13 protein-coding genes are annotated in these 13164 nt (G+C 54.2%); 7 read left to right on the forward strand and 6 right to left on the reverse strand.

Annotation, left to right across the window (positions count from 1 at the left end; all coding sequences use genetic code 11):
- Nucleotides 1-210: 210 nt before the first annotated feature.
- Together nudB and aspS are read right to left on the reverse strand one after the other, a co-directional pair.
- Nucleotides 211-642, reverse strand: a complete 432-nt coding sequence (nudB, locus tag QMZ30_RS17040) for a dihydroneopterin triphosphate diphosphatase (protein ID WP_058972515.1) — start codon at nucleotides 640-642, stop codon at nucleotides 211-213.
- Nucleotides 642-2423, reverse strand: a complete 1782-nt coding sequence (gene aspS / locus QMZ30_RS17045; RefSeq protein ID WP_283228277.1) for an aspartate--tRNA ligase — start codon at nucleotides 2421-2423, stop codon at nucleotides 642-644. Before aspS ends, nudB begins: the two co-directional genes overlap by 1 nt.
- A 234-nt stretch (nucleotides 2424-2657) precedes the next feature.
- Between aspS and QMZ30_RS17050 the strand changes: the two genes are divergently transcribed.
- The 3 genes from QMZ30_RS17050 (at nucleotide 2658) to cmoB (ending at nucleotide 5248) form a co-directional block, all read left to right on the forward strand.
- A complete protein-coding gene (locus QMZ30_RS17050; RefSeq protein ID WP_283228278.1) occupies nucleotides 2658-3479 on the forward strand; it encodes a DUF72 domain-containing protein in 822 nt (273 codons plus the stop codon).
- A 75-nt stretch (nucleotides 3480-3554) separates the two neighbouring features.
- Entirely contained in the window at nucleotides 3555-4283 is a 729-nt protein-coding gene (gene cmoA, locus QMZ30_RS17055) for a carboxy-S-adenosyl-L-methionine synthase CmoA (protein ID WP_283228279.1), read from the forward strand.
- On the forward strand, nucleotides 4280-5248 hold the full coding sequence (gene cmoB, locus QMZ30_RS17060) for a tRNA 5-methoxyuridine(34)/uridine 5-oxyacetic acid(34) synthase CmoB (RefSeq protein WP_283228280.1): 969 nt from the start codon (nucleotides 4280-4282) through the stop codon (nucleotides 5246-5248). The genes cmoA and cmoB overlap by 4 nt, the downstream gene beginning before the upstream one ends.
- Before the next feature lie 3 nt (nucleotides 5249-5251).
- On the opposite strand, the gene QMZ30_RS17065 is transcribed toward cmoB, so the two are convergent.
- Complete coding sequence (locus QMZ30_RS17065) at nucleotides 5252-5872, reverse strand: LysE family translocator (protein WP_283228281.1); 621 nt, start codon at nucleotides 5870-5872, stop codon at nucleotides 5252-5254.
- A 175-nt stretch (nucleotides 5873-6047) separates the two neighbouring features.
- On the opposite strand from QMZ30_RS17065, the gene QMZ30_RS17070 reads away from it, so the two are divergent.
- The gene (locus tag QMZ30_RS17070) at nucleotides 6048-7145 is read left to right on the forward strand and encodes a glycerol dehydrogenase (protein WP_283228282.1); all 1098 of its coding nucleotides are present in this window, start codon (nucleotides 6048-6050) and stop codon (nucleotides 7143-7145) included.
- Nucleotides 7146-7205: 60 nt separating this feature from the next.
- On the opposite strand, the gene QMZ30_RS17075 is transcribed toward QMZ30_RS17070, so the two are convergent.
- Complete coding sequence (locus QMZ30_RS17075) at nucleotides 7206-8066, reverse strand: hypothetical protein (RefSeq protein ID WP_058972522.1); 861 nt, start codon at nucleotides 8064-8066, stop codon at nucleotides 7206-7208.
- Nucleotides 8067-8235: 169 nt separating this feature from the next.
- Complete coding sequence (gene cutC / locus QMZ30_RS17080; protein ID WP_039335297.1) at nucleotides 8236-8988, reverse strand: copper homeostasis protein CutC; 753 nt, start codon at nucleotides 8986-8988, stop codon at nucleotides 8236-8238.
- An 85-nt stretch (nucleotides 8989-9073) separates the two neighbouring features.
- Here cutC and QMZ30_RS17085 point away from each other — a divergent pair, with 85 nt between their 5' ends.
- Nucleotides 9074-10213, forward strand: coding sequence for a MalY/PatB family protein (locus QMZ30_RS17085; RefSeq protein WP_283228283.1), 1140 nt, complete (start codon nucleotides 9074-9076; stop codon nucleotides 10211-10213).
- Here QMZ30_RS17085 and QMZ30_RS17090 read toward each other — a convergent pair.
- Nucleotides 10210-10770 (reverse strand): VOC family protein, encoded by a 561-nt coding sequence (locus QMZ30_RS17090; RefSeq protein WP_283228338.1) that lies wholly within the window; start codon nucleotides 10768-10770, stop codon nucleotides 10210-10212. The two genes, QMZ30_RS17085 and QMZ30_RS17090, sit on opposite strands and share 4 nt — an antisense overlap.
- Before the next feature lie 313 nt (nucleotides 10771-11083).
- Here QMZ30_RS17090 and QMZ30_RS17095 point away from each other — a divergent pair, with 313 nt between their 5' ends.
- Nucleotides 11084-11206 (forward strand): hypothetical protein, encoded by a 123-nt coding sequence (locus QMZ30_RS17095; protein WP_007889544.1) that lies wholly within the window; start codon nucleotides 11084-11086, stop codon nucleotides 11204-11206.
- A 168-nt stretch (nucleotides 11207-11374) separates the two neighbouring features.
- The gene (gene argS / locus QMZ30_RS17100) at nucleotides 11375-13105 is read left to right on the forward strand and encodes an arginine--tRNA ligase (RefSeq protein WP_058972524.1); all 1731 of its coding nucleotides are present in this window, start codon (nucleotides 11375-11377) and stop codon (nucleotides 13103-13105) included.
- Nucleotides 13106-13164 lie beyond the last annotated feature (59 nt).

A 13164-nucleotide genomic window follows, 5' to 3' on the forward strand; every position in this document is an offset into this window, starting at 1 on the left:
CTATCTTACTTGCGAGCTCGGCTCCCGGCAGTGCTCGCAATCCTCACGTACAAAAGTACGCTCCGGTTGCTGCGCGCTGGCGGTAACCGACCTCGCTGCGCCGATTACGCCCGACGTTTCAGCAAAGTCACGCCCGGATAAACATCTGAGCTGAATTTACGTTGTCAATTTAGTACATCCGACACCGGAAAAACGCGCGGCGGCGGGCATTCAGGTAAATTCTTCGATTGCCTGGCGGTTACTCCAGGACTTGGTTAAGGCTGCGGCAGCGGCGGGGTCCAGCCAGCGGGCGGCGAGGTGTTCGGTGAGCAGCAAATCGCGCTCTTGCGGCAGTGCCAGCCGGAACCAGTGTTCACGGTTATGGGTAGTGCCTGGCGCATAGCGATGGCGATAGTGCGGGAAGATTTCAAACTCAATGTGTTTGTGACAATCATCCAGCACCAGCTGTTCACCGACAACGTCGATACCGAGCTCTTCTGTTACCTCTCGTTGTGCGGCCTGACGCGGGGTTTCACCCGCCTCAAGGCTGCCCGTGACGGATTGCCAAAAGCTCGCATCGTCACGTCGCTGCAGCATTAACACCCGGCCGGTATCTCGCGCAAAAATCACCACCAGCACCGAAACCGGGTATTTATAGCCCATTACTTGTTCTCTGACTTTTCTTTCTTCGGTGCCACCAAAATGCCCAAATCCAGCAGCGCTGCCGGGTTGGCTTCGCTTGGTGCTTCGGTCATCAGACACGCAGCTGCGGTGGTTTTCGGGAACGCGATAACATCACGGATGTTGTCGGTGCCGGTCAGCAACATGGTCAGACGATCCAGACCAAACGCCAGGCCCGCATGCGGTGGAGTACCGTACTTCAGTGCGTCCAGCAGGAAGCCAAACTTCTCGCGCTGCTCTTCTTCGGTGATGCCGAGGATGCTGAAAACCGTCTGCTGCATTTTACCGTTATGGATACGCACTGAACCGCCACCCACTTCGTAACCGTTGATCACCATATCGTAGGCATTCGCTACCGCCTGCGTTGGGTCTTCTGCCAACTGCTCAGCCGTCAGTTCTTTCGGTGAAGTGAACGGATGGTGCATAGCCGCCAGACCACCCTCTTCGTCTGCTTCGAACATCGGGAAGTCGATCACCCACAGCGGGGCCCACGCTTTCTCATCAGTGATTTGCAGATCGCGACCCACTTTCAGACGCAGTGCGCCCAGCGCATCCGCCACGACTTTGGCACGATCAGCGCCAAAGAAGATCAGGTCACCATCTTGTGCAGCAGTGCGGTTCAGGATCGCTTCAACGATTTCCGGGGTCAGGAATTTCGCAACCGGGCTCTGTACACCCTCGAAGCCTTTCGCACGCTCGTTGATCTTCATCCACGCCAAACCTTTAGCGCCGTAGATCTCAACAAACTTGCCGTATTCATCAATCTGTTTACGCGTCAGCGCCGCGCCGCCTGGCACACGCAGGGCAGCAACACGGCCTTTAGGATCGTTAGCCGGGCCCGCGAACACCTGGAATTCCACGCTTTGCAGCAGGTCAGCCACGTCCACCAGTTCCATTGGGTTACGCAGGTCTGGTTTATCGGAGCCGTAACGGTTCATCGCTTCGGCGAAAGTCATCTGTGGGAAGTCACCGAGGTCCACACCTTTCACATCAATCCACAGTTCGCGGATCAGACGCTCCATCTTTTCACGTACCTGCTCGGCGGTCATGAAAGAGGTTTCAACGTCGATCTGGGTGAATTCCGGCTGACGGTCAGCACGCAGGTCCTCGTCACGGAAGCACTTCACGATCTGGTAGTAACGGTCAAAGCCGGACATCATCAGCAGCTGTTTGAACAGCTGTGGAGACTGCGGCAACGCGTAGAACTTACCTTTGTGCACACGGCTCGGCACCAGATAGTCACGTGCGCCTTCTGGCGTGGCTTTGGTCAGCATCGGCGTTTCGATATCGAGGAAGCCCTCGTTATCCATAAAGCGGCGCACGAAGCTGGTGATTTTCGCACGGGTTTTCAGACGCTGCGCCATTTCCGGACGACGCAGGTCCAGATAGCGATAGGTCAGGCGCGCTTCTTCGCTGTTGGTCTGGTTGGAGTCCAGCGGCAGGGGTTCAGCACGGTTAATAATGTTCAGTTCATGGGCGAAGACTTCAACATCACCGGTCGCCATGTCACTGTTGCGGTTTTTTTCTTCACGTGCACGCACGGTACCGGTGATCTGGATACAGAATTCGTTGCGCAGCTCAGATGCCAGCTGGAATGCTTCCTGACGATCGGCGTCGAAGAATACCTGAGCGATACCTTCACGGTCGCGCATATCGATAAAAATCAGGCTGCCCAGATCGCGACGGCGATTAACCCAGCCGCAGAGAGTGACTTGCTGACCCACGTGGGACAGATTGAGCTGTCCGCAATATTCTGTACGCATAACGTATCCTTTTAACTTCGCCGCTGCTGCCAGACAACATCAGGCCGCGTAACCTTCTGAGATGCTGTCGCAAAAAAGGCGGCTATTATAATGGAAAAACCCAGGCAGGATAAGTAGAGCCAGATCAAAGCGAATAAATGATCGGCAATTATCGTCGCTGTTTTTTCTGCCAACAGAGAAACAGGTTACATTACGCCACACATTCCCGCCCGCAAATGATTCAGGAGCAAAGGTTTGACACTTCGTATTGGGTTACCGCAATGGCAGCATCCGCGCTGGAAAATGTTCGGACTGGAAACGCTCGCCGATTACGCCCAGCTGTTTGACTGTGTTGAAGGCAACACCACGCTGTATGCGCTTCCGACGCCAGAGGTGGTGATGCGTTGGCGCGACATGACGCACGATGATTTTCGCTTTTGCTTTAAATTTCCCAAAAGCATCAGCCATAACGCCGCATTGCGGAACTGTGACGACCTGCTCAACGAGTTCTTCCGCTTGCTCGACCCGCTCAGCCAGCGTATTGGCCAGTACTGGCTGCAACTGCCCGCCACTTTTTCGCCGGCCCAGTTGCCAGACTTATGGGGATTTTTAGACAGTTTGCCGCGTAATTTCCGTTACGGCGTGGAAGTGCGCCACGAGCAGTTCTTCGCCAAAGGCGATGCGGAACGCGCTTTCAATCGCGGCCTGCTGGAACGTGGCGTTAATCGCGTGATCCTCGATAGCCGCCCGGTGCACGCCTCCACCTCGCAAACCGCTGCCGCCGTAGATGCCCGGGCGAAAAAGCCGCGCGTGCCGCCTCACGCAGTGCGTAGCGGGTCGCAGCCGATGGTGCGCTTTATCGGCAGCGACAGCGTTGAAGAGAGTCTGCCGTTGTTTGTGCCCTGGCGGAAAAAGTTGGCGGAGTGGCAGCATGACAGCGATCCCATGCTGTTTATTCATACGCCGGATATGGGCGAGGTGTTTCCGCTGATCCAGGCGCTATGGCCACAGTTGCTGCAACTGGAACCCTCATTGCGCAATCTGCCTGACTGGCCGCAACAATCAAGTCTGTTCTAAACTCAAAGCGGGTGCAGCCTGCGGCAGTTTCTGCCAGAATAGCGCCCTTTCCGTTTTCTCTCCGGACCTTTCATTATGTCTGACCGCGATACGCTATTTTCCGCACCCATCGATAAGCTGGGTGACTGGACCTTTGACGAGCGCGTGGCTGAAGTCTTTCCCGATATGATTCAGCGCTCGGTGCCGGGCTATTCCAACATCATTTCGATGATTGGCATGCTGGCAGAACGCTTTGTGCAGCCCAACAGCCAGGTTTACGATTTGGGTTGCTCGTTGGGTGCCGCCACGCTCTCCGTCCGCCGCAACATTCATGTGCCGGGCTGCCAGATTATTGCCGTGGATAATTCACCGGCGATGGTTGAGCGTTGCCGTCGCCATATCGATGCCTTCCGCGCGGATACGCCGGTGCAGGTGATCGAAGCGGATATTCAGAATATCCATATCGAGAATGCTTCGATGGTGGTGCTGAACTTCACGCTGCAATTCCTTGAGCCACCTGCCCGTCTTGAGTTGCTGAAGAAAATCGCAAAGGGCCTGAACCCCGGCGGCGCGCTGGTGTTGTCAGAAAAATTCAGCTTTGAAGACGCTGACGTTGGTGAACTGCTGTTCAACATGCATCACGACTTCAAGCGTGCCAATGGTTATAGCGAATTAGAGATCAGCCAGAAGCGCAGCATGCTGGAAAACGTGATGTTGACGGACAGCGTCGAAGCCCATAAAGCGCGGCTGAAAACGGCCGGTTTCGCCCATGCTGAGTTGTGGTTCCAGTGCTTTAATTTTGGTTCTTTGGTAGCGTTGAAATGATTGATTTTGGCCGTTTTTATCAGCAAATCGCCACGGGTCCACTCGCCAGTTGGCTTGAAGTCTTGCCTGCACAAGTCGCAGCGTGGCAGCGCGAAAACCTGCACGGGAAATTCCGTGACTGGGAGAAATCAGTTGAGTATTTACCTCTACTGACGCCGCAAAAGCTGGATTTGCTGGATAGCGTCAGTGCGCAAGCTGACAACCTCAGCGATCGTCAGCGTCTGGGTATTGAGAATCTGCTGCGCAATTTAATGCCGTGGCGCAAAGGGCCGTATTCCCTGTACGGCACTGACATCGATACCGAATGGCGCTCCGACTGGAAATGGGATCGCGTATTGCCGCACATCTCTCCCCTGACGCATCGTACCGTGTTGGATGTCGGCTGTGGCAGCGGCTATCACATGTGGCGGATGATCGGTGCAGGCGCAAAACTGGTGGTCGGTATCGACCCGATGCAACTGTTCCTGTGCCAGTTTGAAGCCGTGCGCAAACTGCTGGGCGACGATCGCCGCGCGCATCTGTTGCCACTCGGCATTGAGCAACTGCCTGCACTGCAAGCTTTTGATACCGTGTTCTCGATGGGCGTGCTGTATCACCGCCGTTCACCGCTCGATCATCTGCTGCAGCTGAAAAATCAGTTGGTGAGTGACGGCGAACTGGTACTGGAAACTCTGGTGGTTGAAGGGGACGAAAACACCGTGCTGGTGCCGGGTGAACGCTATGCACAAATGCGTAACGTCTACTTCATCCCCTCTGCTGCCGCCTTAAAAGGCTGGCTGGAGAAGTGTGGTTTTGTTGATGTCCGCATCGCCGATTACGCCGTGACCTCAGTGGAAGAGCAGCGCCGCACGGCATGGATGACCAGCGAATCACTGGCCGAGTTCCTTGATCCTAATGACAGCAGCAAAACAGTAGAAGGTTACCCAGCACCGCTGCGTGCGGTACTGGTGGCACGCAAGCCTTAGTGCTTATCGCCGCGACAGCGCCAGCTTCGCGGCGAAACCGATAAACACGCAGCCGGTCAAACGATCCATCACTTTCAATACCGCCGGACGGCGCAAATGCGCAGCAAAATACTGGCTGCCGCCGATCAGCACCGCATTCCACACCAGGCCAATCGCCATATGCGTTAACGCCATCAAGGTACACCACAGCGGCACTGACGCCCCGGCCGGAATAAACTGCGGCAGGAAGGTGACATAAAATACGCCGACTTTCGGATTCAGCAGGTTACCGAATAATCCACGAGAGAAGCAGGCGACATAGCTTTGCGCTTTTGTCTGTACACCCTGCCCCTCTTCCGCCTGGGTACGCGGATTAAGCAGCAGTTTGACCCCGAGGTAGAGCAAATAAGCGGCGCCGACCCACTTCAGCAGGTTATAGGCCATTTCAGAAGCCAGCAGAAGCGCGCCTAAACCTAAGCCCACCGCCACGCCCCACACCAGACAACCCAACGTCACGCCAAAAGCTGTCGCTGAAGCACGTTTCCAGCCCTGGGCGGCGGCAGAACGCAGCACCAGTGCGGTGTCAAATCCCGGTGTCAGGGTCAGAATGGTGATGGCAAACAGAAAAGATAAAATCAGTGTCATGGCCTGCTCCTTGTTTGTTCGCCGCTATCTTAACGCTCACGTAACATATTGACGATAATTACCTTCCGTCAGTAATTGATAATAATTCTCAACTTGCCAGTTATGGTTAAATCTTCGTCATCTAACTGTGTCACCTTAGCCGCAACTGCTTTTCTCACATCAAGGAGTTGTCGCTATGAGTAAATTCATTTTTTCTTCTCCGCGTAAGTATGTTCAAGGCGCCGGTGTACTGGATGAGTTGGGAACCTATGTTGCTGAACTCGGGCAGCATGCGTTTCTGGTGGCTGACGATATCGTCTGGAATCTGATTGGTGAGCGCACGCAGAAAACGTTGCAGGCGGCAGGGATTGAATTCAGCCGCCAGCCGTTTAACGGTGAAGCCTCCAGCAATGAGATCAACCGCTTAACGCAGCTGGCAAAATCACAGGGCAGCAATGTGGTGGTTGGCCTTGGCGGCGGTAAAACCCTGGATACCGTCAAAGCGATTGCCGATGAGCTGAAACAGCCGGTTGCGATTGTGCCTACCGTGGCCTCAACCGATGCGCCGTGCAGCGCGTTGTCGGTGATCTACTCGGACAGTGGTGTGTTTGAAAGCTATCGTTTTTACAGTAAAAACCCTGACCTGGTGTTAGTTGATACCGCAGTCTGCGCATCTGCGCCTGCCCGTCTGTTTGCATCTGGCATTGCCGATGGTCTGGCAACCTGGGTGGAAGCACAAGCGGTGCTGCGCTCTCATGCCAAGTCGATGGTGAATGGTGATCCGACTATCGCCGGGACTGCCATTGCACGTGCCTGCGAAGAGACGCTGCTGACGTGGGGATTCAGCGCCTACACCGCGGTGAGCGAAAAGCGCGTCACGCCAGCGGTAGAAGCCGTGGTGGAAGCCAACACCCTGCTCTCTGGTTTAGGTTTTGAAAACGCCGGTCTGGCCGGTGCCCATGCGATTCACAATGGGTTTACCGCCATTGATGGCGATATCCATCATCTGACCCATGGCGAGAAAGTGGCATATGGCACGCTGACGCAGATGGTGCTGGAACAGCGCCCTGACGAAGAGATTGCACGTTACATTCGCTTCTATCGCGCCATCAAGATGCCGACCACGCTGAAGGAGCTGCACCTGGAGAATGAGTCCTGGGAGAATCTGGTGCGTGTGGGGGCGTTGGCGAACAGTGAGGGCGATACCCTGAAAAACCTCAATCCAAACCTGACAGCCGAAGATATTGCCAACGCGATTGTGGCGGTGGATGCATTTAGTCAAACCGTGAAATAACATCGCGCGATAAATCGCGCCGCTACAGAGTGTGTAAGCCGTAGCGGCGCCATCTCTGCATCAGTCCCCGTCATCCGCCATCGCCGGTGGTCGATCCCAATACTGATACTTGTATGCCGAACTCAAATGGCGCTCGATGGTGCCCTTGGCAAACACCTCGGTTTCATGCAGGTAACTCAGCGTGCAATTGCCCACTTCGTCCCACAGTTGGCATTCGTCAACCGAGTGCAAAGTACTCACCGGCGTGGTCGATAAGCCATTGAGCCGCATTTCGCGCCATTGGTTGTCGTAGCTGTAAGTATCTTTGCTGCGCGCGCTGGAGGATGACGTCACCAGCCCTTGCGGATTCCAGTGCCAGGTGTTTTCACCATTAGTGGACGCATCACTGCCCCGCGCCACGCTTTTCTCCAGTCGGAAATGTTTGTCATAACGGTAGGTGGTATCGCTAAATCCGTCTTTACCCATGCTGGTGAATTTATCTGAAGAACTGACAATGTTGCCATGCTGCCCCATTTGCCAACTGATGGTTCCCTGACGGTTATCCACCACTTCCTCTTTACCGGCTTTGATCACTTTCACCAGATAGGCATATTCTGCGACCCAGCCACGCTGCACGCGGGCAATGTGCTGCTCCATGGTCAGCACCACATTGCCTTCGTTTTTATCGTAGGTAATGTCTGCCACCATTAAATCACCACACTGGTCAAACTGTCCAAGCACCCTTTTTTGCGAATCAACGTCTTTGCCGAACTCACCTGCCACCACCTGACGCACCGCGCCTTTGGCATCACCGCCCAGCATGATCCAGTTATTGCTGCTGGTGATGTTTTTGCTGAATGGCGGACAGGCCGTACTCGCCGCCAGCGCAACGCCGGATACAGGAAACAGCAGCACTAAAACAGCACAAGAGAAGGATTTCATGAGGATTTATCCGTAGCAGCCATGAACTAATCAAAGCATCTTTTTGCGTAACGCGCTATCAACGGCCGAACGACAGATAAAAAGAACCCCAGCAAGAAGCACTGGGGTTTGGTACTTGCAAACATCACGTCCTGGGTATGGCGTGCTGCGCGGCAAAAACGGTTTTTAATCAGGCGACACGAACAGCGGTCATTTCCATCATGCTTTTCATCGCTTCAACCACATCGCCATCGACACACGTTCGACTAAATTCATCAGTTTCCGCTTCGGAGCACATTGAGACACCGGCTTTACGGTAGCGCATCGGCGAAGCGACTAAACGGCTGGCGGAGCTGTGGACTTCCTGCAGACCACTATCGATAAACTTCTGCAAATTGCTTAAACGGACACCCGCACCGGCCATAATAATTGGACCCGTACTCAGTTCATTAAGTTCCCGCAATAATGCAATTCCTGTCTCGGCGCTTTGCTGCTGACCGGAGGTCAAGATCCGGGCAATGCCTAAATCAGCAAGCACCTCTAACGATTTTTTGGGGCTGTGGCACAAATCAAAAGCACGGTGAAACGTCACCGCCATACCGTCACACAGCGCCATAATTTGCCGCATGCGCGCGATATCAACATGCGCATCTTCATCCAGCATGCCAATCACCACACCGGGAAATCCGAGTTCACGCATCAGCGCAACATCGGATTTCATCACCTCAAATTCCTGCGTGGTGTAACAAAAATCGCCGCCACGTGGGCGAACAATCGGGTGAACCGGTATCGTCAGTTCACGTTGTGCGGCTTCCAGCACGCCAGCCGACGGCGTCAACCCGCCTTCACGTGGGGCGCTACACAGCTCCACGCGATCGGCACCGGACTGCTGTGCAGTCATTGCACAGTCGATGCCGTAGCAACAAATTTCCAGTTTCGTCATACCTTGCTCCTTTTCATGACTTCTGGCTCGGGAGGATGGCTTCAGTTAGTCTGCTTAGTGGGACAGTTTACGTGGAAACCTCACTATGGCATTCGATTTTGATCAATGGATAGACCGTCGTCACAGCGATAGTTTGAAATGGCACAAATATGGCGATCGCGATGTACTGCCTTTATGGGTCGCCGATACCGATTTTCGCTCACCGCCGTGCATTATTGAGGCCATTAAAAAGCGCGCCGATCATGGTGTTTTCGGCTACGGTGCCACGCCAAGTGGTTTGATTGATATCACCGTTTCACGTTTAGCGCAGCGCTACAACTGGCATATTCAACCGGATTGGATTGTTATGCTACCCGGCGTGGTCAGCGGTCTTAACCTTTCGGTCCGCGCATTTACGGAAACTGGGCAGCGTACGGTGGCCCCCACGCCAATCTACCCCCCGTTTCGCGCGGCATCGAAGCTGGCCAACCGCGAGCAAATTAATTTGCCGATGCGGTTTTTGAGTGGACGCTGGGTCATGGACCTCGATGCGGCAGCCTTGCAAGGCGATGAACGGCTGCTGATGCTGTGTAATCCACAAAATCCAGGCGGCACCGTGTATCGCCGGGATGAACTGGAGGCACAGCTGGCGTTTGCCCAACAACATGACCTCATCGTCTGCTCTGACGAAATCCACTGCGATTTAATCCTCTCTCCCAATGCACAGCACATTCCGTTCGCCGCATTAAGCGAGGATGCGGCTCAGCGCAGCATCACGCTGATCTCACCGTCAAAAACCTTCAATATCGCCGGACTGGGTGCCTCAATGGCGATAATCCCCAACCCGGAGTTGCGTAAACGCTTTAAACAGGTGCGTGAGGGCATTGTGCCAGGGGTGGATATTCTTGCCTTGGTGGCGGCTGAGGCGGCATGGCGTGAAGGAGATGAGTGGCTTAACGCACAAATCCACTATCTGCGCGCCAATCGCGACTGGCTGGTGAGCCAAATCAATGCCATGCCCGAGCTCACCATGAGCACACCCGAAGCAACCTATCTGGGCTGGATTGATGCCAGCCAGTTAAATGTTGCCAGCCCTGCGCTCTACTTCGAAAAACACGGCCTGGGCTTTTCACCTGGTCGCGATTTTGGCGATGATCACTTCGTACGCTTCAACTTTGGCTGCACGCGTGCACTGCTGGAGCAAGCGGTCGCGCGTTTACATCAGGCGCTGAACGCACGTCGTTAATTTTGCTCACTGGCGACGATCTCTTCCAGTCGCCACGGGTGAAATTTAATGGTGGTTTGCCCATCCGTCACCGCCAGTGTCGGATTGGGTAAACGTTCATTTTCCCCTTTCGGCGCGCTGGTTTTGAACGAAATGCCGGGTTGCGTCAGCGCATCATCGGACAGCAACGCCATCGCGCGCATACCCAAGGTTTCGGGTTCTCCGCGCAAGACGATCTCCACATGCTCCCAACCTTCGTGGCGATAAAGTTTCTCACCCGGCCAGGGTAATTCAATGACATCGATTTGCCATCCAGCCAGCGTCAAAGGTTGATGTAATTTGAACAAACAGATCGGGCGACCATTGATCATCGCCTCTGAAAACTGGCGACCAATTTGCAGTAATCCTGCCTTCCAGCGCTCGGCTGTCGCAAACTGGTGACAACGCACCGCAAGGTGATCGGCTTCGTGGTGCGTGAGTTCAAGCCCTAACCGCGCTGAAAATTGCTGTAACGCCTGTTCAAAACGCATTAAGTCTTGTTCTAAATCACTCAATTCCGAAGGGAAAATCATCTTAATACTCCTAAAAAGCCGATATTAGTTCAGTTATTTTAATCAATTATAAAATGGGGCCGCCAAAGATTACGCTTGACAAAATCGTCGGATTCCTCCGATTTCACTGCGTAAATGGCCTAAAACCGCATAAATAGCCCACTCAATTAGGATTAATCGCCCAAACAGGTCCAGAAGTTACTTTATGAAAGTGGCTTAACCTCCTGTTAATATTAACGATAATTAATACAATGAGATAACTCTTATTTCAGTTGCAAACAATTGCAGCTTGATACCCTTTCTTATAAATTTGTGTTTCACAACTTCAAGGAATGGCTCTATGTCTATGCTCATTGTTGTCGCGGTCCTGATTGCATTGATGGGATTTGCAATTTCCCGCCACTGGAAGGTGCGTGAAGACAAAAGCGTTAAAAATCCTCGTCGTCACCCGCGCCGCCGTTAATCGGCGCGCGGGCTGATGTTGCCCGCCCTTGTGCATGCGAAAAGCTGACGCACCTTAACATTTCACGTATACTTCCCCTCTTATTTTTCCGTCCCGCCGTGTCGTTGCGGGATGAAGGCATCGGCTCACCGCACGTGGTGGGCCTTTTCAGCATATGAAGGTAACGCGGTGAATATTCAGGCTCTTCTTTCCGATAAAGTCGGTCAGGCAATGGTAGCGGCGGGTGCACCTGCTGATTGCGAACCCCAGGTTCGTCAGTCCGCGAAAGTGCAGTTCGGCGATTATCAGGCAAACGGTATCATGGCTGTGGCGAAAAAGCTCGGTCAGGCACCGCGCCAGCTGGCTGAACAGGTGATTCAGCATCTGGATCTCGCCGGCATCGCCAGCAAAGTCGAAATCGCCGGTCCCGGCTTCATCAATATTTTCCTCGATCGCCAATGGCTGGCGGCGCAAGCCGCGCAGGCACTACAATTGCCGCGCCTCGGTTTGAGCAGTCTCGAACCGCAGACCATCGTGATTGATTACTCAGCACCCAACGTAGCCAAGCAGATGCACGTGGGCCATGTCCGCTCAACCATCATTGGTGACGCAGCGGTGCGTACGCTCGAGTTCCTGGGTCACAAGGTGATCCGCGCTAACCACGTCGGTGACTGGGGTACCCAGTTCGGTATGCTGATTGCGTATCTGGAAAAGCAGCAAAACGAACATCATGAAGATATCGCCCTGGCTGACCTCGAAGAATTTTACCGCGAAGCCAAAGTGACCTATGACGCCGATGAGGCCTTCGCCGAACGCGCACGTGGATACGTTGTGAAGCTGCAAGGCGGCGACGAGTACTGCCGCAGCATGTGGAAGAAGCTGGTCGATATCACCATGAGTCAGAATCAGGAAGTCTATGACCGCCTGAACGTGACGCTGACCCGCAAAGACGTGATGGGTGAAAGCCTGTACAACGACATGCTGCCGGGTATTGTTAGCGATCTGCGTGAAAAAGGTCTGGCGGTGACCAGCGAAGGCGCAACCGTGGTATTCCTTGATGAGTTTAAAAACAAGGAAGGCGAACCGATGGGCGTGATCATCCAGAAAAAGGATGGCGGCTATCTCTACACCACCACGGACATCGCCTGCGCTAAATATCGCTATGAAACCCTTCATGCTGACCGCGTGCTTTACTACATCGACTCACGTCAACATCAGCATCTGCAACAGGCGTGGACCATCGTGCGTAAAGCCGGTTACGTGCCAGAGTCGGTGCCACTTGAGCACCACGCGTTTGGCATGATGCTAGGCAAAGACGGGCGTCCGTTTAAAACCCGCAGTGGCGGCACCATCAAGCTGGCCGACTTGCTGGATGAAGCGGTAGAGCGTGCGCATGCGTTGGTGAGTGAGAAGAACCCAGAGATGTCAGCGCAAGAGCTGAAAGATCTGGCGGAAGTGGTCGGTATTGGCGCAGTGAAATACGCCGATCTGTCAAAAAGTCGCACCACTGATTACATCTTCGACTGGGACAACATGCTGGCGTTTGAGGGCAACACCGCGCCTTACATGCAGTATGCCTACACCCGCGTGCTTTCCGTGTTCCGTAAAGCCGGTATCGACGCTGAGACACTGAGTGGCGACATCGTGTTAACCGAAGATCGTGAAGCGCAACTGGCTACCCGTCTGCTGCAGTTTGAAGAAGTGATTACTCAGGTCGCTCGCGATGGGACGCCGCACGTGATGTGTGCTTACCTGTACGATCTGGCTGGCCTGTTCTCCGGCTTCTACGAACACTGCCCGATTCTCTCTGCCGAGGATGAGCAAGTGCGTAACAGCCGTCTGCAGCTGGCCGCGCTGACGGCTAAGACGCTGAAGCAAGGTTTGGATACGTTGGGGATTAAAACCGTCGAGCGTATGTAAGAGCCACCCGCTTTACGCATGGCGCAACACTAACCTGTGTCGCGCCATACGGTTGCCAT

Origin of the sequence: Pantoea sp. EA-12 (genome assembly GCF_030053355.1) — a bacterium.
GTDB classification, from domain to species: domain Bacteria; phylum Pseudomonadota; class Gammaproteobacteria; order Enterobacterales; family Enterobacteriaceae; genus Pantoea; species Pantoea vagans_C.

What these genes read in the sequence shown, in the direction of transcription:
- cmoB (WP_283228280.1), top strand. Translation starts at nt 4,280, where the DNA reads ATGATTGATTTTGGCCGTTTTTATCAGCAAATCGCCACGGGTCCACTC.
- cutC (WP_039335297.1), bottom strand. Translation starts at nt 8,988, where the DNA reads ATGACGAAACTGGAAATTTGTTGCTACGGCATCGACTGTGCAATGACT.
- QMZ30_RS17065 (WP_283228281.1), bottom strand. Translation starts at nt 5,872, where the DNA reads ATGACACTGATTTTATCTTTTCTGTTTGCCATCACCATTCTGACCCTG.
- aspS (WP_283228277.1), bottom strand. Translation starts at nt 2,423, where the DNA reads ATGCGTACAGAATATTGCGGACAGCTCAATCTGTCCCACGTGGGTCAG.
- QMZ30_RS17085 (WP_283228283.1), top strand. Translation starts at nt 9,074, where the DNA reads ATGGCATTCGATTTTGATCAATGGATAGACCGTCGTCACAGCGATAGT.
- cmoA (WP_283228279.1), top strand. Translation starts at nt 3,555, where the DNA reads ATGTCTGACCGCGATACGCTATTTTCCGCACCCATCGATAAGCTGGGT.
- nudB (WP_058972515.1), bottom strand. Translation starts at nt 642, where the DNA reads ATGGGCTATAAATACCCGGTTTCGGTGCTGGTGGTGATTTTTGCGCGA.
- QMZ30_RS17075 (WP_058972522.1), bottom strand. Translation starts at nt 8,066, where the DNA reads ATGAAATCCTTCTCTTGTGCTGTTTTAGTGCTGCTGTTTCCTGTATCC.
- QMZ30_RS17070 (WP_283228282.1), top strand. Translation starts at nt 6,048, where the DNA reads ATGAGTAAATTCATTTTTTCTTCTCCGCGTAAGTATGTTCAAGGCGCC.
- QMZ30_RS17095 (WP_007889544.1), top strand. Translation starts at nt 11,084, where the DNA reads ATGTCTATGCTCATTGTTGTCGCGGTCCTGATTGCATTGATGGGATTT.